An 18,620-nucleotide genomic window follows, 5' to 3' on the forward strand; every position below is an offset into this window, starting at 1 on the left:
CTTATGAACGGAAAATATGTATTTTTTGTTTGGGTCTGCTCAATTTGTTTTTTCAATTCCGGGCATGGAAACACACTGAATCTCCCAGTCATGGTGCCAGCGGACGAAGGGGTTGATGTGAAGGAGTGCCTTGTAGTTGGCGCATTTAATCTAGGTGGGGATGGCGATTACAATGGGGTGGATTTCTTGAAAAGTATAGGATCGTCGGAAACCGTCCGCACAGGCCAGGCATTTCTGCAAGACCTGCTAAAAATGCCGGAAGATCGAGCTAGGAAGATGGTTTATCAAGGGCACTCGGAATTTCTCGATTTTGATTATTTATATAAATATACTTTTGAGTATGACAATGAGAGGAAACTCAGGAGGGTTGCCTATGCGGCATTCATAATCCGATGCGAAACGCCCCGCACGGCCTGGATGTTATTAGGCAGTGCCGGCGCATTGCGAGTGATTATAAATGGTGAGGATGTATTGCATATTGATACGGACAGGAAGATGAGCATCTACGGGGAGGCATTGCAGGTTGACCTGAACAAGGGTGATAATTTTGTTCTGGTAAAAGTGCCAAAAAAGGACACTGTCTGGGGGCTGCGCATCCACCTTTCATTAGGAGAGTCCGAGGCGTTGGCTACGGCATTGATGGATCAACTATCTTACCAGAAGTATTTGTTGAGAAAGAACCTTTTCTTTTCAAGCAAAGAACCCATTCAGATAGTCCCCCGCGGCGCTCCTCTGGTTGATATGGAAGGCCGGATACAGTCCCTTGGTGGCCTGGAAGTTGGAGCAATTGAGAAGCAAAGCGTGAAGTGGCTACAGGGTGGAGTGCAGGATGGTTTATATGAAGTAATACTTAATCTTTCAGGAGGTGCCTTTCATGAGCGATTTTTGATCGGAAATCCGCTTGCGATGCTAGATAATGTGGTGAAGGAGATAGACAAAGTGCTGAGCCATAAAAAATATTATGCACATCTGAATATCATCAAGAAACGATTGCAGATTTCGCGAGAGGATTACATCAAGAGATTTGGAGATTCAGACATCCCCAAAAAACTGACCGGAAGGGGGTGGCAGAGGCGTTTTATACAGGAATTATGGGACGGAGAGCAGGCTTTGCTGGATATTGAGGCGGGCAAAGAGCCTTTCAAGCATCGTCCAGGATTGCACCTTCGGGGATTTGTATCGGGCATTGATGGCAATCTGGAGAGTTACCGAATCTATGTGCCATCAACTTATTCGGAAACTGGGAAGCAGTTGCCATTGCTTGTTTTATTTCCCACGGCCACGTCCGCCGCCCAGCCTTTCATAGATAGTCCTTATATTCGAGATTACGATTTCGCTGATCGAATGTCGGCGCTGGCGGAAAAAAACGGCGTGATCTTATTGTGGCCTGGATACCGCAAACAACCCGATGGCAACTTATGCGAAACCGCCCATCTGGGCGAGGTGCTGGAATCCTTGAAAGGAGATTATAACTATGATGAACGGAGGGTGGTGTTGATGGGGGCTTGCAGTGGGGCCGCGATGGCGATGGACGCGGTTGCGGATTGGCCGGGGCGTTTTGCGGGGCTGGCATTCTTGAATCCGGAATTTGTATTGGATCAGACAATGCCCGAGAAGGTGATGTCGCAATTTCTCAGGCGAAAAGAATTTCGAAATTGGTATATGCAAAAACGCGGTGTGTCTTCCTTTTTGCATTCAAAATCGCCTGATGTTTTTATAATAAATGACGGTGGTGACTTGGGTCATGGAGACTTGCATGCATCTCGTTCGTTCGAAAGACGTGCAAAACAGGCCGACGCTCCAGTGGACTTGCAGTTACGACCTAAGACCGAAGCCCAACATCTTGGCGCGTGGGATGAGCTGATGCAATGGGCCGTTGAACAGCGCCGTGGCGATCGCGGTGGGATACTACACCGTATGCGGCATAATAACATGCAGGATGCGCTTACCGAGCAATTCGTTGTTGTGCAAGGCACCGCCGGTTTCTCCGATGAGAACAGGCAGATCAACGAGATCGTAGATAAGATAAAAGAAGAATGGTCCAAGGTATGTTTTGGTCCATGCAGAGTGGCAAAAGACCACGAATTACGGGACGAAGATTTGAGCAATATGAATTTGGTTTTAGTTGGGAATGCGTCAGCCAATGGAATATGGAAGAAACTTGAAAAACGGCTTGGTGTGGAGATCGCCGAGGATTGTATCAGATGGGGCACTCATACATGGAACGGGCGCGGCCTTGCGATTCAGCTAGTTGTGCCGGCACCTGATAACAACAGCCGAAAGATCGTTTTGATTGGCGGACATAATTTATCGGTGTCCAGATTTGGCACGTTGAACTTATTGCGAGACGGCTGGTTTAAGTGCGCGGTTTGGGGAGAGGGCGATTTAGAATCTCCTGATTTGATAGAAGTCATTTCCGAATAGTGTTAGATCTCATAATCATCATATCTCATTCGTTTAATATGAAAATCAATAAGATAGCAGCCACATTAATAATTCACGGCATTTCGTTAATATGTTATGCCCAGTCTCCTGATCCGCTCGTGGAATATACTTTTGATATTTCCGGAACAAAAATTCCAAATCAGGGCATGCTTCAGCAGAAATTTGATGCAACAATGGGAGGGAACGCGCGGGTTACAAAAGAAGGGGAAGGGCCTTTCGGGATAGGATGTGCGCTCGATCTTACCAAGTCGGAGATGGGAACTATACCAAATGCGTTTGCCGTCACTTCAAAAAACGAAGGGCTCACCGGGCACTCCGCACTTACAGTTACAGGTTGGATTAAACCCATTGAGCCCCTTGATATCGGGGCGTTTATTCTTAGATGTTCCACGGGTTCCAGTGGAAAAACAGACGGATGGCTTATTAAGGCGAATTCCAACAATCGCTTGTCACTTGTTATTGGCCCAGGAAACACTCTTTCGACCTATAGTTGTTTCGCCCAAGCTTTTTCGAGAGTCAATACATGGCAATTCTTTGCGGTCACATGGCACGAAGCCAAGGGAGCCACCTGGTATATAGGAACGGAAAATATTCCACCCAAGCCAATCGGTGTCTCCAAGACTCCTCAACGAATGGGGACTGCCGAGCAGACACTTCAAATAGGGCGTTCCGGCACTAAGTCGGGAGCATTCAAGGGCTATCTCGACAATATAAAAATATTTGATAATGTATTATCAAATGAACAAATAAAAGTCATATATCTTGAAGCCAAAGGCGTAAAAACACTGTCCAATGATCAATTGAGGACCATGTATGGTTTATAGTTCTCCTCCGCGTTTTTCGTAACATCATCCGCCAGTCCGCCGACTTTCTTTAACCCCATCCCCACACGCCTCTTTCCCCTCTCCGCTGTGCGTGTCGCGGCCTGCGGGCCGCTGCGCGTTATCTGTTCGCTCCACCGAGCAAACCCAGACGAATCTTTTTCAATGCGTTTTGGCATATGCGCGTATCCTAGCAGGTTCAAGGCCGACTATGGCCCGGTCCGCGCCGCGTTTTACCAAGCGGCGATGTGTTTCATTGATGCCGGCCTGCCGGGGCGCGTATCGCGGGCGATGCGGTGTTTTTTGCAGAAACGGCGCAGGTCTTTCGCATCGACGGTGATTTTTTGCGCATCCAGATGTTTTATAAAATCCCGTGTGTGGTAGCGCGGCCTGGGATGGTTGAGCATGTAATGCAGCACAGAAAGTTTCCACCAACTGGCATGGCCGTAGTGCGCGCGGGTGATGGAGCCGCGCGGGTGCCCGTGGAAAAACTCCATGGCCTTGGTGAGATGGCGAATGAGCGGCACCGATGGGGCATCGCCGGCAAAGACCGCCTGCAAAAATAAGCTGCTCATCACCAAAAGCGAGGCGTTCGGCGGCGCGTCTGCGGGAGCCTGCCGCCATGCGCGGGCCAGCAGGAACGAGGCGAGCGCAACATCGCCCTCGCCGCCCGATTGGCAGCGTCGGATGAGTCCGGCGACCTGCCCGCGCGTGAGCCCGCCGTAGGGCGCGGCGGAAGCCGGTGCGCGTGAGCGCGCAAGTCTGGCGATGTCGGTTTCGAACGCATGGCCGGAATACGCGAGCCATGCGAGCAGATGTCGCCCGTGCGTCGCATGACGCGGCGGACGGGCTTTTTGGGAAAGATATTGCGCGAGGCGCGACCGCGTGCGCGGCTCAAGGAATGCCGTGGCGAGCCAGCGGCGCAAGCCGGGCGACTCGCGCAACAATTGCATAAAAAGCGCGACGCAAGTCGAATCGTTGGAATCCGCCGACAGCGACAGGATGGCGTCGGCAAACGCGGAGCCGGAGGGCATGGCGGGGGATGGATAATTACGAATTACAAATTACGAATGACGAATTTCTCCCAAGCCGCGCCTTCGCGCGCCACGGGTTTCAATTCGTAATTTGACATTCGTAATTTGTAATTGCTTTCATACTCCGATGCCTTGGGCGGGGGGCGGCTGTCCTTGTCCCTGCCGCATGGTCTGGCGCATGGCCTCGTCCTTGGCGACGCGCACGAAGGCGCGCTGGCGGTTTTCGGCAGGGACGTTTTTGATGCGTTCCTCGACCTTGGCCTTGACCTCGGGGTTTTCATTGACCCATTGGATGATTTCCTGGTCGCGCTGCTGGGTGTATTCGTTGCGCTGCATTTTGCCGAGCATGAGCTTTCGGATAAGCTGCTCCTTGGTCATTTCGTTGTAATAATCGTAGAGTTTTGGATTGTCTGCGATGAACTTGGTGACCTTGGCGTCAACCTCCGGGTTGGTGCGGACGGTCTCTTCCTGCTTCGCTTTTCGCGCTGCGATGGCTTGTTTGAGTGACATGATGGTTTTATGTTTTTCCCCCAGCCATTGGTGAAGCAAGGCGGCTGGTCGCCAGAGGCGGTTGACCTTGTGCGGGCGGGATTCGCCCAAGATGGAATATTTTTCGGGACGATGGTGCCCGGGTTTTATAAATCGAGAAGCGTCTGGCTGTAATGGCCGTTGTCGTCGGGAACGAGGTCGCTGCCGGAAATATTCAGGACGGACTCCTCGAAGGCGCGGGTGATTTCCCAGGGGGGCGCGCCGGCCAGCCAAAGGCGCATGAGGTCAGCGGCGGGCGGCGACTTGCCATAAGTCTTGCGCAGGTGGGTCTCGGCCTGCTCGAAGTTTTTTCGATGGTGCGGGCCGATGGCGAGCGGCGCGGCGGGCTGGTCGCCGGGCGGGGCGGGAGGTGGGGCGGACGGAGTCGCGGCATCGGGATTTGCCGGCGGGAGATCGGGCGGTGGTTCTGTTGTATTCATTTATGGTGCTGTTGCGGGTGGGTTGGATTTCGTGGCGTTGCCGAGTGCCTCGCGGGTGCGGGCAAGCTCGCGATGGAGGCGGGCGACCTCGGCGACAAGGGTTTCGTTCTGCTCGGTGAGCGCGGCCATGAGGCGGGTTTGCGCGTTCATGCGCTGCTCGATGTCAGCGTTGGAAGGGGACGGCTTTTCGGCGGGGTCGGACACGGCGATGGCAGGGCCGAGCGGGACGGTGGTCGGCGCGTGGGGCGAGAGATTCCACGAGGCGGCGGTTTCCTTGCGATAAACAAGGTGCGCCTCGTGAAGCATGTTCGGGTCGCGCGGATCGACGTAGCGGTTTACCGGATACGCCTTGAGCGTGTCGCCAAAGCGGACTTTTTCGATGTTCGCGAGGTCAAGTTCGGTGCCGGAGACCGGCACGGCGACGGTGACTTGAGGTTGCACAGGCGGGGCGGGAGGTTTTTTGCGAAACATCGAGCAACCGCTGAGAAGCGCGGCGGCGATGGCGAGGGCCGGCAGGAGTTTTGGGAGTTGTCGTTTTTTCATGGTGGTCATGGTGGAAAAATAATCAGCGCCGCTCCTGCGCCGGTGCGTCCGTGGGATTTTCGGCGTCATTTTTTTGCCAGAGTCTCGCGGAGCCGTTGCCGCGCGCGGCCTTCGCCTTGTCGAGGGTTTGGGTGACATAAATATAAAACTGCTTGCCCGCCGGGACGCGGACATAAAAGCCGTCTTCCTCAATGCGTTTTGCGATTTGGGCGGCGTAGGCGTTGAGCACGCCGGAGGTGCCGGCAAGGGCGGCGTTTTTCGCGGTGGCCTGCGGGATGGCGATGCCCACCCCTCCCGCCCCTGCAAGCGAGCCGTTGTCCTGCAAACCGCTCGCCATGCCCGCGAGGAAGGTCGAGGCGAAGAGTTTTATTTCCTGAAAATCGTCGGTTTTGATGATCTGCCCGGCAAGCCCGGCGGAGCCGTCGCGAAGGCCAAACTCGCCAGTTGTGTCGTCGCGCTCGCGGTCAAGGGCGATGCCGTTGAGGGCGAGTTCCATGCCGTTGTCGGTGGTGCGGTCGCGCCAGACGACAATCCACTGGCCGGAGGCGGCGATGCGCTCGCGGGCGCGGTCGGTCGCGGCGCGTCCGTGAACTTCCGCGCCTGCGGGAATGATGAGGCGTCCATCATGCCAGACATCCTCGGTGACGAGTCCGATGACAGGCGTGTCGAGCCGGGAGGATTCCAAGGTGATGACGGTTTCACAGGGAATCAGACGTCCATAGGGGGCATAGCTTCGCGAGGGCGCGGAGGTATCCGCGCCGGCGGTGGCATTTGTATTTTTGTCGAGAAGACTGATGGGCAAAATGGCCGGAACCTTGGTGCTGGCGGGCACGGTGTCGCTGTTCTGGCGGGCGGCGCGCGGACGCGAAATCGCCTCTTCTCCCGACTCGGTGCGCTCGGGGGCCGGTGCTGCCGGTCGAGACGGTGCGGGGATTTTGAGTTCCTGGCCGTCGCGGGTGATGGTGTGGCGCTCCATCGGGGCGGGCAAGGCGGTGGCGGTGGTTATCGGGCGTTCGTTGTTACCGCCGCCGTGGATGAGCAGTGCGCCAATGGCAACACACGCCAGCAATGCGGTCATGCTGCCAAACGGGGTTTTTATGAATTTTATAATGCGTTTCACGGCGGAAGACGTGGCGACGGCGGATTTATCTTGGCGCGATGAGATGCGCGTCGCGGGTGACGCGAGGCACGATGACATTGAAGGAGTTTTTCACGCTGAGGTTGGCGCGTCCGCCATCGGGCGTGCCGGTGATGGCGAAGTAGGCGGTTGTCTCGGCGTGCGGTGGAATCAGGCCGGAGGCGTCGGCGATGGACGCGGGATAGAGGCGGTTGCCGATGCGCACGGCAAGCCCCTGGGGTTGATAGACGACCTCGGTGCCGCCGGTGTTTTCGAGTTTTAGCTTGAAGACAAGCGTATCCTCGGGATCGAAGCGAAAAACCTCCTCCACGGTCGCGGTAAAATCGCGGTATTGGGTTTTGTCATTCGGCGCGCGGTGCTCGACCTGCCAGGCGGCCTCGGGGTATTGCTCGCGGATGAGGCGGTGGGATTTGGCACGGTCAAGCAATGCGAGAAGCGTTTCAGGCGTGGCACGCTTGGCGAGAGCCGCGCTGCGTCCGGCGATGCGGTCTTCATAGAAAGTGACGGAGCCGTAGGGTTGCGGAGCGACGGCGAGGCGGATTATATACGTTTTGTTTTGCAGGATGACGTTGAGCGTGGCGCGGGCGTCGGGTGTGAGGGCGCGCACGCTCAAATAATACCGGCCCGGCAGGTGCGAGAGCAGCACGGGCGCGGGGGCGTCGGGGTTGTTGGTGATATTCGCGCCCTCCAGTGCGGACGGCGCGGAGGGAAACATGAGCGTCGTCGGCGCGTCGGTGGAGATCGGAATCTCATAGACGATGCGCTCATCGAGCGGCAGTTGCTTGACGACGGGAGTGCGAGGATTGGCGTCGCCGGCAAATCCCGGCGTAACCAGCAATGCGAGGAGCGTGACGCACATGGCGGTCAGGTTTGCAAAAATTCGTAATTCCATACGGCGAGCGGGTAGCGTTTGTTGGCGAGCATGTCCGGGTTGCGGACAAGCGTGAGCGTGAGCGAAAAGCGCGGGGACTCGGCAAAAGCCTGGCGTTCAAAGACGCCGGTGCGCACAAGCTGGCCTTCGATTTTTATAATGATCTGGTCCTCGCGGGTGCGCAGGATATCCAGCTTAAAAATTTCCGGCTTTTGGTGAATCTGCTTCACCTCGAATTCCTCCCTTGCGGCGAGCAATTCGTTCTGCGCCTTGGTCGCCGCCTCGGTGAGATAAAGCCGGTGCAGCAAATCGGGAAAATCAAAGTTCTTCGGGTTGCGCTGCAAAAGCGCGAGCGCGGCCCATAGTGATATGGTTTCATGAAGCGTCTTCGCCTCCTCGAAACCCAACAGTGGCGAAACCGAAAACGTCCCCGCGCCGTCGAGAATCACGACGCGCTCGCGCGTGCGATACGCGCCGATGATGAGGTAGGGTTGCAGCACGGCGAGCGCGAGCGCTCCGCACGCGACCAGCGCCCACATGCGCGCGGCAAAGGCGTGGTCGGCGAACAAACGCGCCGGTGAAAATGCCCGCGCCGGTGCCGGTTTCCGTGGCGGTGCCGCGCGCGCATTATCAACCGCCGTCCCGCGCGGGTCGCCGGTCTCCGCGTTTTCATTTTGTATATTTGACGGGCTCATTTTGTTTTCAGTTTTTTATAATCCGGGTGTCGCCGGTGCGGATAATGGGGGCGGCATGGCGCTGCCGCGCCCGCCCGCCCCGGTGGAGCCTTCGGCCAGCATTTTGCGAAGCGAGTCAGCGCGCTGAAGCTCGCCGGTTGCCTTCTGGCCGAGCGCGCCGGGGTTTCCGGTTTCGCCGGTGAGCGCGTAACCCTGCGCGAAGATTTTCTGGCAGATGACCGGCGTGGAAATTGTCCCGATCAACAGCGTGAGCGCCGCGAGGATGCCGCCGATGTTGGTCAGGAACGGGGAATAGAGGGCCATCTCGGCGGACGCGGGATTCGCCCCCACCGCCGCGCGAAAATCCTGCCAGATGGCGATGGTGACAAGGTTTGTTATTGCGAAGCCGACCGGCCATGCGAGCACGGCGAGGGTTTGTTGAAAGAAGCGGACGCCAATCTGTGTGCCACCGGGAATCATGAAGCACGCAAGCGCAAACGGCATGAGCATGTAGAGAATCCAGCGCAGTATATATTGCAAAATTATCATGGGTGCGGAAATCAGTGCGCCGATCTGGATAAACACCCATGAGACGGCGTCGGTCATCGCGTGGTAAATGGATTCGTTGAGCTTGCGCCATGACCATTCCTTCTTTTCCGGATTCTGCGCGGTGCCGGCGCGCAATTCCTCGGATGCGCGGACGGGGTTGTCGTTGAATTGAGGATCAATGTAGGAGGCCGCCGCGAGCATGGTGTTTTCCATGAGCGGGAACCACCAGTTCATCGAGGAGACGAGGGCGACGATGGTGATGGCGCGCGCGAGCGGGCGCACCAGTTCGCTGTTGTTGTAGTGGTGCCGGCTCATGCGCGCGATGAGTCCCACGACAAGCATCGCGAAGACGACGAAACGGAACGCCGTCACCATCGCGGTGATTTTGTCTTCCAGAATGGGCAGCACCAGATTCATGAAGAAATCAACGGGCGTTTCTGCGCGGATTGATGGAACGCATGAAGGCGGTCACGCGCTGGTTCGCCAAAAAATCGTCCTTGGCGGCAAGCTCGGCGGCGGCGTGTTGTTCCATTTCGTGCCGGTTGTCGTTGGCGATTTTTTGCAGAATCACCTCGTCCATCTGACGGCGGCGCGTGGTCTCGATCTGGGAAAGCTGGCCGTTGAGGACGATCAACTTTGCCGTGAGTTTTTGCACCTGCGCGTCGGTCGCGCCGGTGCGCAATTCGGAAAGCGTGAGGGCGATTTCCTCCAAAAGTTCGCGTTCGCGCGCGCGGGTCTGGTCGGCGACAGTGCGCGTGTTGTCGGCGTGGGCGTCGAGCAGGGCGTGGCGGCGGTAGGTGAGCGGGTCGTATTGGACCGTGCCGCCGTCGAGGTCGGGAACATAGACGGAGCGGTAGGTGCTGCCGTCCGTGCGCGAGAGCGTATCCAGACTCTGCACGACGCGGGCAATGTCGTCGCGGGACAGACCGTAGTCGCGCAAAAGGTCATCCTCGGCGAGAATGCCCAGGGACAATATTTTCGCGGCGTCGGCGGGATTGCCGGTCCAGTCGCGGATTTTTCCCTGAATGCCGGCCTGCTCTTTGAGCTGGGTAATCTGCGCCTTGAGCTGCGCGATGCTATCGACCCATTTGGCAATGGTGGCGATGTGCGAAATCTGGTTGTTGGCGAGGTTCGCAACATCGACGACGGGAATGCCGGAGGCGAAAACAACACCGCCGATGCAGGCGGCGAGGACGGGGAGCATGAGAGTATTCTTTTTCATGATAATTTATTCGGTGCGGAGGGTGATGGTTGCGGGTTTTAATATGACGCCGTCCGGTGTGACGGTTTCGGGAAGGCGGACATTCACGTAACGCGGTTCGGATTGCGTGTCCGTGGCTTCGCCGCGCTGCTGGTTTTGGATAATCCAGTATTGCTGCTTCACGGCCTGGTTCATGGCGCGGTCGTAGCCGTGCCTCTCGGCGTCGGCGATGGCGGCGGTGATTTCATTGCCGGCGATTTTCGAGACAAGATAACCGGCCCCGCGCCGATGGCCGCGCCCTTGATGCTCTTGCCGGAAGCGTGATAACCGATGGCCCCGCCCGCGCCGGTGAGAACAATGTCGGTGGCCGGCTGGCGGAGGCTGGCGCAGCCGGAAAGGAGCGCTGCGAAAGCGGATAATAACAAGGCGATGGTTGTTTTCATGACTGTTTCTTGGGTGCTTGAATGTTTTCACCGTGCCGCAGAGCGGCGGGTCGGTGACGGTGTGAAGAAGCATATGCTGGAAAATTTCTTCCCTCGGGCCGCTGCTCCGGCATAGGGTAATTCTGAATGGCGGCGCAGACGGACTCGGGAAGATTGATGTCATGCGCGATATCCTCGATGTCCGTGCGGTCAAACTGGCGCATGAGGAAAAACTGCTTGCTGTTGCCGATCACGACGGGGCGGATGCGCGAGGACTTGAAGCGGCTGTATTGCTGCACGATGGAGGCCGTCCAGCATGAGAACTTTCTCAACTGCGCGTAGGCTTCCGCCACCACCTTCTCGCCGCCGGGCACGTCGAGGAAGCGCGCCAGTTCCTCGTAGAGGATGCGTTTCCGCAGATGACGCGGCAGCGATATTATATGCTGGCGTGAAAACCCGCTGATAAGAAGTCCGGCTGCGGTTTTGAGTTCAACCGCCTGCTCGGGGATGTAGCCGAGTTCAAAATGGGCGATTTGCCCGGTGAGGGAAATATTCGTCACCCCGTCGAAGAGTTTTCCGTATTGGCCGTGCGCGCACCACGACGCGAGGAGCGTGGCGAGGTGGTCAACGGTTTCCTTCTTGTGCTCCGGGAAGCGCGAGAATTGCATCAATTCGACGAGGCTCGCGTGCTGCGGGTAGTCGGTAGGCTCGTAATACGCGTGCGCCGTCGCCATGACCGCGCGCTCGGTCTGCGCGTCCTGCAAAAACGCGGTGATGTCGGCCTCCGGATTTGGGCGATGAACTCAATGGCCTCCCGCCCCTCGTCGTCGTTGGCCGCGATGCGGTCGCGCAGTTCGGCGTAGGCTTCCATGTCGGTCGTGCCGTGCGGCATTTTAGTCCGCTTCCATCGGTGCGCGGCGCACGCCATGCGCTGGATTTCCGGCAGGAGGCTGCGGTGCTTTTTCGACCAATCCTCGAACGCATCGGAATAGAGCTGGTTGATATACTGCCCGAGCATCGCCTGCCGGATTTGCTGCGTCTCTCGTCGGCGGCTTCGCCTATCATTCGGGAAACAAGCGCGACGGCGGTGGCGATTTGAAGCTGGTTGAGCGGAAGTTTCCGCGTGTCGAGGTAGTTTATCGTGAGGTCGCCGTCGGGGTGGAGTATGATTGGGCGCTCACCCATTGCCTCGGTAAACTTTCCGTAGGACAGGCCCTCTTCGATGATGACCGTGTAATGATAGTAGGCGGCGGTCTGCTCAACAGGTCGCACATGTGGACGGACTTGCCGCTGAATGCGCCGAGCAGCACGGCGTGCTGCGGCGTCGGCGGATTGCCAATAAACGTGCGAAGTCCGACAAGGTTGCCCTGCTGCGCGCCATCGTAGATGGCCTCGGCTCCGTCAAGCAGTCCGGTGAACGTCGCGGAAAACGGCAGCAGGTCGGCCAAATACGTATCCTCGGCGTAGAGGCTGCGGTGGCGGTAAGGTGAATTTGTCCAGCCGGGCCACGAGGCAAAGAAAAGCTTTTTGGCGGTGCTGGGCAGGGCGCATTCGTTGTATTGCGCGCCGTTGAGGTTGGTGACGGCGTTGCGGATGGCGGCGCACTTGGCGGACAGGCCGGGCTCGGTTTCATCCCAGACGCGAAGGATGTAGGTGACGTTGAACGGATGTATAAAACCGGATGAAAGCGATTCGACCTTGCGCTCTTTTTTGCCGATGGCGACGAGCAGCGAATGACGCTCGGAGTCTTTGTATTCGCCGCGAAGCCGCTCTATGGCCTTCTCTTCCTTGTCCACCTCGGTTTTAGTCGGAAGCGGGTCGAGATTGACGGTGATTTGGTAGTCGAGAAACGGCAGCGTTGTGAGCCGCAATATGATGCCCGGATAGGTGCGCGAGGGCCAGCGTTTGAAGGTGAAGAGGGCGTGGTGGCGTCCGTCCATGTAAAACCCGGTGCCGATGTTCACGCCGTCGCTGCACCAGCAATTTTCCTGTATGGTTTGTTGGGGGGCAAAGCGTTCGGAAAAGTTTATATCAAAACCGTCCGCCAGCGCCGGGCTGAGAAACTTTGAAAAGTAAGTAAAGTGCGCGAGGTCGTCCATCGGCGAGACGGTCGTGTCGCCGCCGAAGAGCGCACGCAGCGAGTTTGTAATCTCGTCGAAGCGCGTGCGCAGTTGCGCGAGAAGTTTTGCGTAGTCGTCGGCAAGGCTGCCGCGCGTCGCGGCGAGGGGCGCGTAGCCGGCGAGCGGCGCGGAGATGAACAATATCAACTGCTCGCGGCGAAGTTCTCGGCGGTGCATCTTTTCCCAGTAGCGCTCGAAGCGTTCGGTGCACGCGGCGGATGTGCGGGTGCGCGGCAAGGGTCTCGGTGGCGCGGTGGTATGGGTCAGTTCCTGCCGGTAGTCGCAGTTGCACGTCCACTGGAATTGCGCCCGCAAGCCGTCGCCGAATAATGAGAGAAGGGCGCGGATTTTGTCCGTAGGCGTTAAGTTGCGCGATGCCGCCGCGAAGGTCGGGCGGTTGCAAAATAAAACCCTTGCTGGCGACGCCTTTTCGAGCGTGCCGTAGAGGATCAGGTCGCCGGCAAAGTATCCGTTGGGCGCGGAGCTATTGAGCATGGCCGGGTTCCGTTTGGCGGGCGCCGCGCGGGTTCTGGTTGTCGGGCGAAAAACCAAAACCCTCGCGGTTGAAGAGATGGTCGAAAAAATCCTCGGCATAGCCGTCTGGTTTTCCCCGGCGAAACAGCATGACCCATGCGGTTGGAATCACGAAAACCGGGATCGCGATGCCGCCCGCCGTCGCGAGGCCCGCGTGGAACATGCCGTAGAGAAGGAGAAAAATGCCGATGGCCGCGACGATGCCGATGACAACATACAAAAAATCGTTGCCCTCAAAGCCGAGCGCGCGGCCTTTGCTGTCGTTTGCGCTGTTCGTGTCGGTGATGCGCAGCCCGTTATTCATGGCGGGATGTTTTCCGGGGTCTTAAATCGTAATTAAATCGTAATTTTCAGAACTGTGTGAGCGCGCCGTCGCTCATGCCGAATATATAAACATCGCGGTCATGATCGCCGCCGCGCCCGCAATGATGATGCCCGAGACGATGCCCATCTTGCCGTCGGCGTCGCCCTTCTTGAGGCGGTCGGCCCGCCCATATATTGATGACGCCCCAAATGAAGCCGATCGCGAAGAGCAGGCCGAGTCCGTATTGGAAACCGGTCTTAACCTGCGAGGGGACTTGAGCCAGAATGAGCGGACGCCCAATGAAGAGCCGTCCGTGATTGCGGCGGAGGCTGTCGTCGCCGCCCATTCCGGCAAAATAAAAAGCAAGGTAAGAAACGCGACCAAAGCGCCTCGCGAGGAAGGGATTTTTTTCATGGCGGGAGTTTGTTTTTCCGGCCCGCGTCATGCGGAATCCGGTCAAAATGTGCCGCCATTATGCCCGGTTTTTCCGGGCTTGGCTTGGACATCCGGACCATTTTTGCGGACAATCCGACCTTTCGGCAAAAAATCGCGCGGCGAGCACCGGCAGAAACGCCGAAAACAACGGTCCATATAGCCTTGGTCGCAAAAGCCGCAGCACGCGGCCACATCCGCGACGGTCATGTCCCCCTGCCGGAGCAGCGCCTGCGCTTTGTGTATCCGTTCTCTGGATATGTAGTCGCCCGCCGTCATGCCCGTGGTGGCCTTGAACAGCCGTTTGAAATGCGTGACAGGCGCGCGACGCCCGCCAGCGTCCCGGCCTCAATCTTGTCATCGAGATTTTGTCGATGTGATCCAGATGCGCGCAACTGCTCCGCGTCCAGCGCGTGGGCGCGGCCTTGCTTTCCTTTCATGCGCCAGCGCGTCAATCAAGAGGAAGGTCAGGGATGCGCCGGTATGCTCAAAATAATCGACCGGGAAGACGGGCTTTGCGGTCGCCCGCCATGAACTGGCGGATCAAACCCATGATGGCGCAGTCATGCCTCGCCAGTTCCCAAAGCGGGCTGTGTCCGGCCTTGCCAAGATGTTTTCCGCTGTGTCCCGCCATCGCAGCATGTCGTCGTTCACATGAAACCAGAGCAATGTCGCCTCCTGTTTCCAAACGAGCGAAAAGTCGGCCTGCCGGTGCAGGAAAATCACGCGCTGCCCGCAGGCGGTGATGACACCGCCGCCGCCGTCCTTATTGTTATGCCATTCGATTTGCGCCTCGGACTTTTCCTCGGCATCACAATGAGCCGGTGGCGCTCTCCTGCTATCTCGCACAAACACTGCGCGGGCAGCAGTCCGTGAAAACAACAAATCCGTCTGGGATAATGTCGTGGTGCATAGGGCGGGTCCGGGAGGTTTTGAAGGCAGGCATGGATGCACCGGGCAACCGGCTTGATGTGCCTGCCTGTGCCTTTATAGCATCTTGCCGTCGTCTGTCTTGGACTTGCAGGCCATTTTACGGACAATGGCCAAAATATCAAACGGCGGTGTCCGTTCTCGTGTTTTTAACAAAATGGCCAGTTGGCGGAGCGCCCGGAGGTCATCGGGAAACGGGATGTCCATAAAGAGCTGCCGGCGCAGCAGGCGCGTCAGTCTGGCGGCAAGCGTGACGATGGGCGGGAGTTTCGGGCGGACGCGCCGGTCTTCGCCGGAAGTTTTTGATGAAATGGGAATGCCCAGCCGCAGATACGCCTGCCGCAGGCCGAGTCCGCGCAACGCGCCCGGGGTGTCCGCGCGGCGGGCAAGCTGCATGTAGCGTTGCGCGGTGCGCACTCCGCCGTGAAAACGTGTTTCCAGCCATCCGAGCCATGCGCCCTGCCCGGCGCGGCGGCGGATGCGCGCCTTTTCCGCGATGAGGAGTTGCCCCGCGCGCCATGCGGCGGACAGCGCGGCGTCGAGGGAGCGGCGGGAGTCGCCGGCAAGCCGCCGCGCCTCGGCGTGCAGGCGGTTGATTTCCGAAAAGGCGGATGCCTCGGCGCCGCGCGGTCCTCCGGGCGCGCGGCGTTGCATTGGGCGGGGGCTGCATAATCGTATCCGTGTTCGCGATACGAGTCCCATGCTTTGGCGGAAATCGTCCGCGAGTTTGTGGACGGTCTGCGGTGCAGCCGGCCTGTTCGCCAAGCGCCTCCAGCGTCATGCCGCCGATGAGGTCGGGCGGACTCGGCGCAGCACGATGGACGCGCGCAATCCGCGCTGCTCCAGCGTGGTGCCTCGGAAACCCACAGCAGCACGTGCGCGATGGCTTCCGCCGCCATCGCGCGGGCCTCGATTTTGGGGTCAACAGGGTTTTGGAAAAACGCGTCGGCGCTGGCGGACGCGCGGGCGGATGTGCTTTGCGGGCTGTTTTATTTTTATTATTCATAGATGTGGTTGTCGCCCCGCATCCTGCCAGCGTTTATAAAATCAAAATAGCGGCGCGCTTCATCGCGGATTTACCCGGATTTTCCGCATGGCTTTTCGATGAGAAAAACGCCACACGTGTGGCGCGTGTGCTGGAATTTCCTGCCGTATTATGGGCGGTTTTATCGCGCGGGCACGAACAGCCGGGTGATGCGCGGAGACCTCGGCGAGGTCGTAATATACAAAATGCCCGACGCGGTGATGCGGATGCGGCGGCGCGCGTCCATTCGCGCAGCGTGCACGGACGGCTGCGCCCCTGCGGAAAAATTCCGCTGAGGCGCAGGCCGTTGATGTCCGTGAGCGCGGGATGCGCGCGTTTGCGCGGGGGCTGGTGCTGGCGTGGGAGCAGGAGGAGTTCATACGCCCATGTGCGCGCATCACGTGCGCGCGGGGCTTTATTTCGTGGCCGTGCTCGTTCTGCAGGTGCGGCGCGGAAACGAAAGAAGGCAGGCGGGGGAGTGAGGGCGGATGCGGCGGGGAAACCGCATCCGCCCTCACTCCCCGCCCGGTTGCGGATTTATGCGGCGAGCCGGTTTTGCGGGTCGGACGCGGGCTCGGGCGCACTCGCTGCCTGCGGCGCTGGCTCCGCCTGCGGCACGGCGCGAAGCATCGGCATGATGGCAAAGAATGCCCCGGCCTCCTGCGGGGTGGTCACGTTCAGGTAATGGCGGCGGATGATGCTTTCCGAGTTGCCCGCCTGCAACGCCGTGTCGCCCATCGAGCGGAATTTTCCAACATGCATCGAAATAAACGTGTGCCTCAGCACGTCGTGCCCGATGCCAAACTGCCGGCGGATGCGCGTGAGCTTTTGGCGATGTTTTCATTTTATCCTTGGGCGGAATGACGGGGTATTCGTCCAGCGGATAGGCTTTGAGCCATGCGGCAAGATTTGGCTGGATGGTGATGAGACGGCGCATGTTCACCTTGGACACCCACGGCTCGATGGTGATGGCGCTGTTTTCCAAGCGCACGTCGGCGGCGGGCAGCTTGGAAATCTCCCCCTCGGGCCGGATACCGGCAAACAGGCACAACGCGAAAAACGGCACGAATGCTCCGTCGTGGACAGTCTCCACATGCGCCATGAGTTGCGCGGCGCGCTCCGCCGTCAGCGCCTCCGCGCTGCCGCGATTGTGCTCGATGCGGTTGCGCGGGATTTTGGCCACCGGGTTGCCGCCCACCCATTCCTTGCGCACCGCATGGTTGAAAAACGCGCACAGCACGCCGCGCCGGTTGTTCTGCGTCTTCAGCGCCCCGTCGTCGCGCCGGATGTAGGCGTGCAATGCCTCCGTGCCCGCCTCCGCAAGCGTCTGCGTCGGAAAATGCCGCTGGAACTCCGTCAGCTCCAGCCGGATGTTCCGCAACTGCCGTTTGCCTATCAACGCCTGTTGCACGTCCTCCTTGCGCGCCTTCATGTAAGTCGTGACGGCATCGGCGATTTTCAATGCGGCCTCGGGCTCGCGGTAATTGGCCAGCGCGTAGTCGAGGTAGAACGTGAGCGGACGCCGTGCCTTCTCCAGCCTAAGAAACGCGGCCTCCGCCTCGCGCAACTGCGCCTCGGTCAGAAACGTGCTCGCGCCTCGAAGGTTGGATTGCGACTGGAGCTGGCGCAGTTCGAGCGCGGCGCGCTCTGCAATGGCGTCCTCGCGGGTCTTGAAGTTCTTGCGGATGCGCTCGCCGAGCAACCAGCCGGCCACGCGGAACGAAATCACGCTGTTGCGATTCTTGAACGGCTTGATGGTGAAGGCAGATTTTTTTTGTTTCATCGAAGGTTGCCGCCTTCACGTGGCAACCTATTCATGGACTTTCCGGCTCCCCTATGGAAATCGGGCCGTTCGCGCCGGCAAGATGCAGGACGATGATGTCAAACAGGCAATGCGATGTCCGGTTCTGACAGGGAAATCGCCGCTGATACCCAAACGAACCTCCCTGCCGTCGGTCAAGCGCACCCACATTTCGGTGATACGCTGGTGATGGGTGAAAATCGAAATTGGCGCGTCATAATACCCGCCGCCACTGCCGACCACGATGCTATGGTCATTGACTGTGACTTGGATGACATCGGCTATGAACATCTGGGTGGCATCGGTTTGACTCATGGGCGGATATGTCAAAGTAATGAATAAGAACGGTGATTCGATTTTAAAGAGAACATGTGGCAAAGGGGGATGCGGGAAAATAAAGAAAACAATCAGGCATGTAGCGTTGAAGAGGCACGCATCTACAACTTGCGCAGCCGCCCTCACGGGCGCGCCTTGGAACGGCCGAGGATGGAGAGGTCTTGCGGCGGGGCGCATCTGCCGCCCGAGCACATCTTCAACCCAACACCATTCTCGTCGAGTTCGAGCGTGGAGATTTCCTTCAAGATGGAATCGAGCACCCGGGCCTGCGCTTGGTAATACACGCCTTTTCTGGCATAAACGGTGCCTCTGATGACGATTTCCGTGCCGTTGGCCAGATACCCGCGCGCGACAAAGGAATACCGCGCCATGGGCAGCGAGTCGATCAGCGCCGGCTCCCGCGTGTCTTTTGGTGACACAGGCTGGGTACCCGTGCCGCCCGCTGTTGGTCCGATTTTCATGACGACTTTCGT

At 58.4% G+C, this 18,620-nt stretch carries 23 protein-coding genes and 1 pseudogene; 5 read left to right on the top strand and 19 right to left on the bottom strand.

The features are described from left to right. Positions 1-3 precede the first annotated feature (3 nt). Together OH491_RS15255 and OH491_RS15260 are read left to right on the top strand one after the other, a co-directional pair. Entirely contained in the window at positions 4-2,424 is a 2,421-nt protein-coding gene (locus OH491_RS15255) for a hypothetical protein (protein ID WP_342750552.1), read from the top strand. 38 nt (positions 2,425-2,462) lie between these two features. After that, a complete protein-coding gene (locus OH491_RS15260) occupies positions 2,463-3,269 on the top strand; it encodes a LamG domain-containing protein (RefSeq protein ID WP_342750553.1) in 807 nt (268 codons plus the stop codon). Positions 3,270-3,499: 230 nt separating this feature from the next. On the opposite strand, the gene OH491_RS15265 is transcribed toward OH491_RS15260, so the two are convergent. The 12 genes from OH491_RS15265 to OH491_RS15320 all read right to left on the bottom strand — a co-directional run bounded on the left by OH491_RS15265 (position 3,500) and on the right by OH491_RS15320 (position 11,430). Beyond that, on the bottom strand, positions 3,500-4,300 hold the full coding sequence (locus OH491_RS15265; RefSeq protein ID WP_068773187.1) for a hypothetical protein: 801 nt from the start codon (positions 4,298-4,300) through the stop codon (positions 3,500-3,502). Between the two features lie 117 nt (positions 4,301-4,417). Beyond that, positions 4,418-4,810, bottom strand: coding sequence for a hypothetical protein (locus OH491_RS15270; RefSeq protein ID WP_145929138.1), 393 nt, complete (start codon positions 4,808-4,810; stop codon positions 4,418-4,420). A gap of 125 nt (positions 4,811-4,935) precedes the next feature. Next, on the bottom strand, positions 4,936-5,268 hold the full coding sequence (locus OH491_RS15275) for a hypothetical protein (RefSeq protein ID WP_068773189.1): 333 nt from the start codon (positions 5,266-5,268) through the stop codon (positions 4,936-4,938). Continuing rightward, positions 5,269-5,811, bottom strand: coding sequence for a hypothetical protein (locus OH491_RS15280; RefSeq protein WP_342750554.1), 543 nt, complete (start codon positions 5,809-5,811; stop codon positions 5,269-5,271). Positions 5,812-5,833: 22 nt separating this feature from the next. Continuing rightward, the gene (locus OH491_RS15285; RefSeq protein ID WP_068773191.1) at positions 5,834-6,931 is read right to left on the bottom strand and encodes a TrbI/VirB10 family protein; all 1,098 of its coding nucleotides are present in this window, start codon (positions 6,929-6,931) and stop codon (positions 5,834-5,836) included. A gap of 25 nt (positions 6,932-6,956) precedes the next feature. After that, positions 6,957-7,841 (bottom strand): hypothetical protein, encoded by an 885-nt coding sequence (locus OH491_RS15290; protein WP_145929140.1) that lies wholly within the window; start codon positions 7,839-7,841, stop codon positions 6,957-6,959. Continuing rightward, positions 7,814-8,515 carry a hypothetical protein gene (locus OH491_RS15295; protein WP_084442745.1) on the bottom strand — a complete coding sequence of 234 codons (702 nt, stop codon included), beginning with the start codon at positions 8,513-8,515 and terminating at the stop codon, positions 7,814-7,816. The genes OH491_RS15290 and OH491_RS15295 overlap by 28 nt, the downstream gene beginning before the upstream one ends. 15 nt (positions 8,516-8,530) lie before the next feature. After that, on the bottom strand, positions 8,531-9,460 hold the full coding sequence (locus tag OH491_RS15300; protein WP_342750555.1) for a hypothetical protein: 930 nt from the start codon (positions 9,458-9,460) through the stop codon (positions 8,531-8,533). A gap of 7 nt (positions 9,461-9,467) precedes the next feature. After that, on the bottom strand, positions 9,468-10,265 hold the full coding sequence (locus OH491_RS15305; RefSeq protein ID WP_342750556.1) for a hypothetical protein: 798 nt from the start codon (positions 10,263-10,265) through the stop codon (positions 9,468-9,470). Between the two features lie 6 nt (positions 10,266-10,271). Beyond that, complete coding sequence (locus OH491_RS15310) at positions 10,272-10,439, bottom strand: hypothetical protein (protein WP_342750557.1); 168 nt, start codon at positions 10,437-10,439, stop codon at positions 10,272-10,274. Continuing rightward, positions 10,436-10,687: a hypothetical protein gene (locus OH491_RS15315; protein WP_342750558.1), complete on the bottom strand. Its 252-nt coding sequence runs from the start codon at positions 10,685-10,687 to the stop codon at positions 10,436-10,438. The genes OH491_RS15310 and OH491_RS15315 overlap by 4 nt, the downstream gene beginning before the upstream one ends. Further along, entirely contained in the window at positions 10,684-11,430 is a 747-nt protein-coding gene (locus tag OH491_RS15320) for a hypothetical protein (RefSeq protein ID WP_342750559.1), read from the bottom strand. Before OH491_RS15320 ends, OH491_RS15315 begins: the two co-directional genes overlap by 4 nt. Positions 11,431-11,456: 26 nt before the next feature. On the opposite strand from OH491_RS15320, the gene OH491_RS15325 reads away from it, so the two are divergent. Beyond that, entirely contained in the window at positions 11,457-11,765 is a 309-nt protein-coding gene (locus OH491_RS15325; protein ID WP_342750560.1) for a hypothetical protein, read from the top strand. A 37-nt stretch (positions 11,766-11,802) separates the two neighbouring features. Here OH491_RS15325 and OH491_RS15330 read toward each other — a convergent pair whose 3' ends face one another. Both OH491_RS15330 and OH491_RS15335 read right to left on the bottom strand, forming a co-directional pair. Then, on the bottom strand, positions 11,803-13,281 hold the full coding sequence (locus OH491_RS15330) for a hypothetical protein (RefSeq protein ID WP_342750561.1): 1,479 nt from the start codon (positions 13,279-13,281) through the stop codon (positions 11,803-11,805). Then, positions 13,271-13,624 carry a hypothetical protein gene (locus tag OH491_RS15335; protein ID WP_342750562.1) on the bottom strand — a complete coding sequence of 118 codons (354 nt, stop codon included), beginning with the start codon at positions 13,622-13,624 and terminating at the stop codon, positions 13,271-13,273. The genes OH491_RS15330 and OH491_RS15335 overlap by 11 nt, the downstream gene beginning before the upstream one ends. 100 nt (positions 13,625-13,724) lie before the next feature. Here OH491_RS15335 and OH491_RS15340 point away from each other — a divergent pair, with 100 nt between their 5' ends. Next, positions 13,725-14,219, top strand: a complete 495-nt coding sequence (locus tag OH491_RS15340; RefSeq protein WP_342750563.1) for a hypothetical protein — start codon at positions 13,725-13,727, stop codon at positions 14,217-14,219. Here the strand turns inward: OH491_RS15340 and OH491_RS28205 are convergent. Continuing rightward, a pseudogene (locus OH491_RS28205) lies at positions 14,219-14,335 on the bottom strand (helix-turn-helix domain-containing protein); the annotation flags it as partial. The gene OH491_RS15340 and the pseudogene OH491_RS28205 overlap by 1 nt on opposite strands. A gap of 708 nt (positions 14,336-15,043) precedes the next feature. Next, complete coding sequence (locus tag OH491_RS15345) at positions 15,044-15,640, bottom strand: hypothetical protein (protein ID WP_342750564.1); 597 nt, start codon at positions 15,638-15,640, stop codon at positions 15,044-15,046. Positions 15,641-16,090: 450 nt separating this feature from the next. Between OH491_RS15345 and OH491_RS15350 the strand changes: the two genes are divergently transcribed. Then, positions 16,091-16,306 carry a hypothetical protein gene (locus OH491_RS15350; protein WP_342750565.1) on the top strand — a complete coding sequence of 72 codons (216 nt, stop codon included), beginning with the start codon at positions 16,091-16,093 and terminating at the stop codon, positions 16,304-16,306. Positions 16,307-16,524: 218 nt separating this feature from the next. On the opposite strand, the gene OH491_RS15355 is transcribed toward OH491_RS15350, so the two are convergent. The 3 genes from OH491_RS15355 to OH491_RS15365 form a co-directional block, all read right to left on the bottom strand. Continuing rightward, positions 16,525-17,793 carry a site-specific integrase gene (locus OH491_RS15355; RefSeq protein ID WP_342750566.1) on the bottom strand — a complete coding sequence of 423 codons (1,269 nt, stop codon included), beginning with the start codon at positions 17,791-17,793 and terminating at the stop codon, positions 16,525-16,527. Between the two features lie 51 nt (positions 17,794-17,844). Next, positions 17,845-18,126 (bottom strand): hypothetical protein, encoded by a 282-nt coding sequence (locus OH491_RS15360; RefSeq protein WP_068773234.1) that lies wholly within the window; start codon positions 18,124-18,126, stop codon positions 17,845-17,847. Between the two features lie 143 nt (positions 18,127-18,269). Continuing rightward, positions 18,270-18,608, bottom strand: a complete 339-nt coding sequence (locus OH491_RS15365) for a hypothetical protein (RefSeq protein ID WP_145929147.1) — start codon at positions 18,606-18,608, stop codon at positions 18,270-18,272. Positions 18,609-18,620: the final 12 nt, after the last annotated feature.

Source organism: Termitidicoccus mucosus (genome assembly GCF_038725785.1).
In the GTDB taxonomy this organism is placed as follows: domain Bacteria; phylum Verrucomicrobiota; class Verrucomicrobiia; order Opitutales; family Opitutaceae; genus Termitidicoccus; species Termitidicoccus mucosus.

What these genes read in the sequence shown, in the direction of transcription:
- OH491_RS15255 (WP_342750552.1), top strand. Translation starts at nt 4, where the DNA reads ATGAACGGAAAATATGTATTTTTTGTTTGGGTCTGCTCAATTTGTTTT.
- OH491_RS15260 (WP_342750553.1), top strand. Translation starts at nt 2,463, where the DNA reads ATGAAAATCAATAAGATAGCAGCCACATTAATAATTCACGGCATTTCG.
- OH491_RS15265 (WP_068773187.1), bottom strand. Translation starts at nt 4,300, where the DNA reads ATGCCCTCCGGCTCCGCGTTTGCCGACGCCATCCTGTCGCTGTCGGCG.
- OH491_RS15270 (WP_145929138.1), bottom strand. Translation starts at nt 4,810, where the DNA reads ATGTCACTCAAACAAGCCATCGCAGCGCGAAAAGCGAAGCAGGAAGAG.
- OH491_RS15275 (WP_068773189.1), bottom strand. Translation starts at nt 5,268, where the DNA reads ATGAATACAACAGAACCACCGCCCGATCTCCCGCCGGCAAATCCCGAT.
- OH491_RS15280 (WP_342750554.1), bottom strand. Translation starts at nt 5,811, where the DNA reads ATGAAAAAACGACAACTCCCAAAACTCCTGCCGGCCCTCGCCATCGCC.
- OH491_RS15290 (WP_145929140.1), bottom strand. Translation starts at nt 7,841, where the DNA reads ATGGAATTACGAATTTTTGCAAACCTGACCGCCATGTGCGTCACGCTC.
- OH491_RS15295 (WP_084442745.1), bottom strand. Translation starts at nt 8,515, where the DNA reads ATGAGCCCGTCAAATATACAAAATGAAAACGCGGAGACCGGCGACCCG.
- OH491_RS15300 (WP_342750555.1), bottom strand. Translation starts at nt 9,460, where the DNA reads ATGAATCTGGTGCTGCCCATTCTGGAAGACAAAATCACCGCGATGGTG.
- OH491_RS15305 (WP_342750556.1), bottom strand. Translation starts at nt 10,265, where the DNA reads ATGAAAAAGAATACTCTCATGCTCCCCGTCCTCGCCGCCTGCATCGGC.
- OH491_RS15310 (WP_342750557.1), bottom strand. Translation starts at nt 10,439, where the DNA reads ATGAACCAGGCCGTGAAGCAGCAATACTGGATTATCCAAAACCAGCAG.
- OH491_RS15315 (WP_342750558.1), bottom strand. Translation starts at nt 10,687, where the DNA reads ATGAAAACAACCATCGCCTTGTTATTATCCGCTTTCGCAGCGCTCCTT.
- OH491_RS15330 (WP_342750561.1), bottom strand. Translation starts at nt 13,281, where the DNA reads ATGCTCAATAGCTCCGCGCCCAACGGATACTTTGCCGGCGACCTGATC.
- OH491_RS15335 (WP_342750562.1), bottom strand. Translation starts at nt 13,624, where the DNA reads ATGAATAACGGGCTGCGCATCACCGACACGAACAGCGCAAACGACAGC.
- OH491_RS15340 (WP_342750563.1), top strand. Translation starts at nt 13,725, where the DNA reads ATGATCGCCGCCGCGCCCGCAATGATGATGCCCGAGACGATGCCCATC.
- OH491_RS15345 (WP_342750564.1), bottom strand. Translation starts at nt 15,640, where the DNA reads ATGCAACGCCGCGCGCCCGGAGGACCGCGCGGCGCCGAGGCATCCGCC.
- OH491_RS15350 (WP_342750565.1), top strand. Translation starts at nt 16,091, where the DNA reads ATGAGAAAAACGCCACACGTGTGGCGCGTGTGCTGGAATTTCCTGCCG.
- OH491_RS15355 (WP_342750566.1), bottom strand. Translation starts at nt 17,793, where the DNA reads ATGAAACAAAAAAAATCTGCCTTCACCATCAAGCCGTTCAAGAATCGC.
- OH491_RS15360 (WP_068773234.1), bottom strand. Translation starts at nt 18,126, where the DNA reads ATGAGTCAAACCGATGCCACCCAGATGTTCATAGCCGATGTCATCCAA.
- OH491_RS15365 (WP_145929147.1), bottom strand. Translation starts at nt 18,608, where the DNA reads ATGAAAATCGGACCAACAGCGGGCGGCACGGGTACCCAGCCTGTGTCA.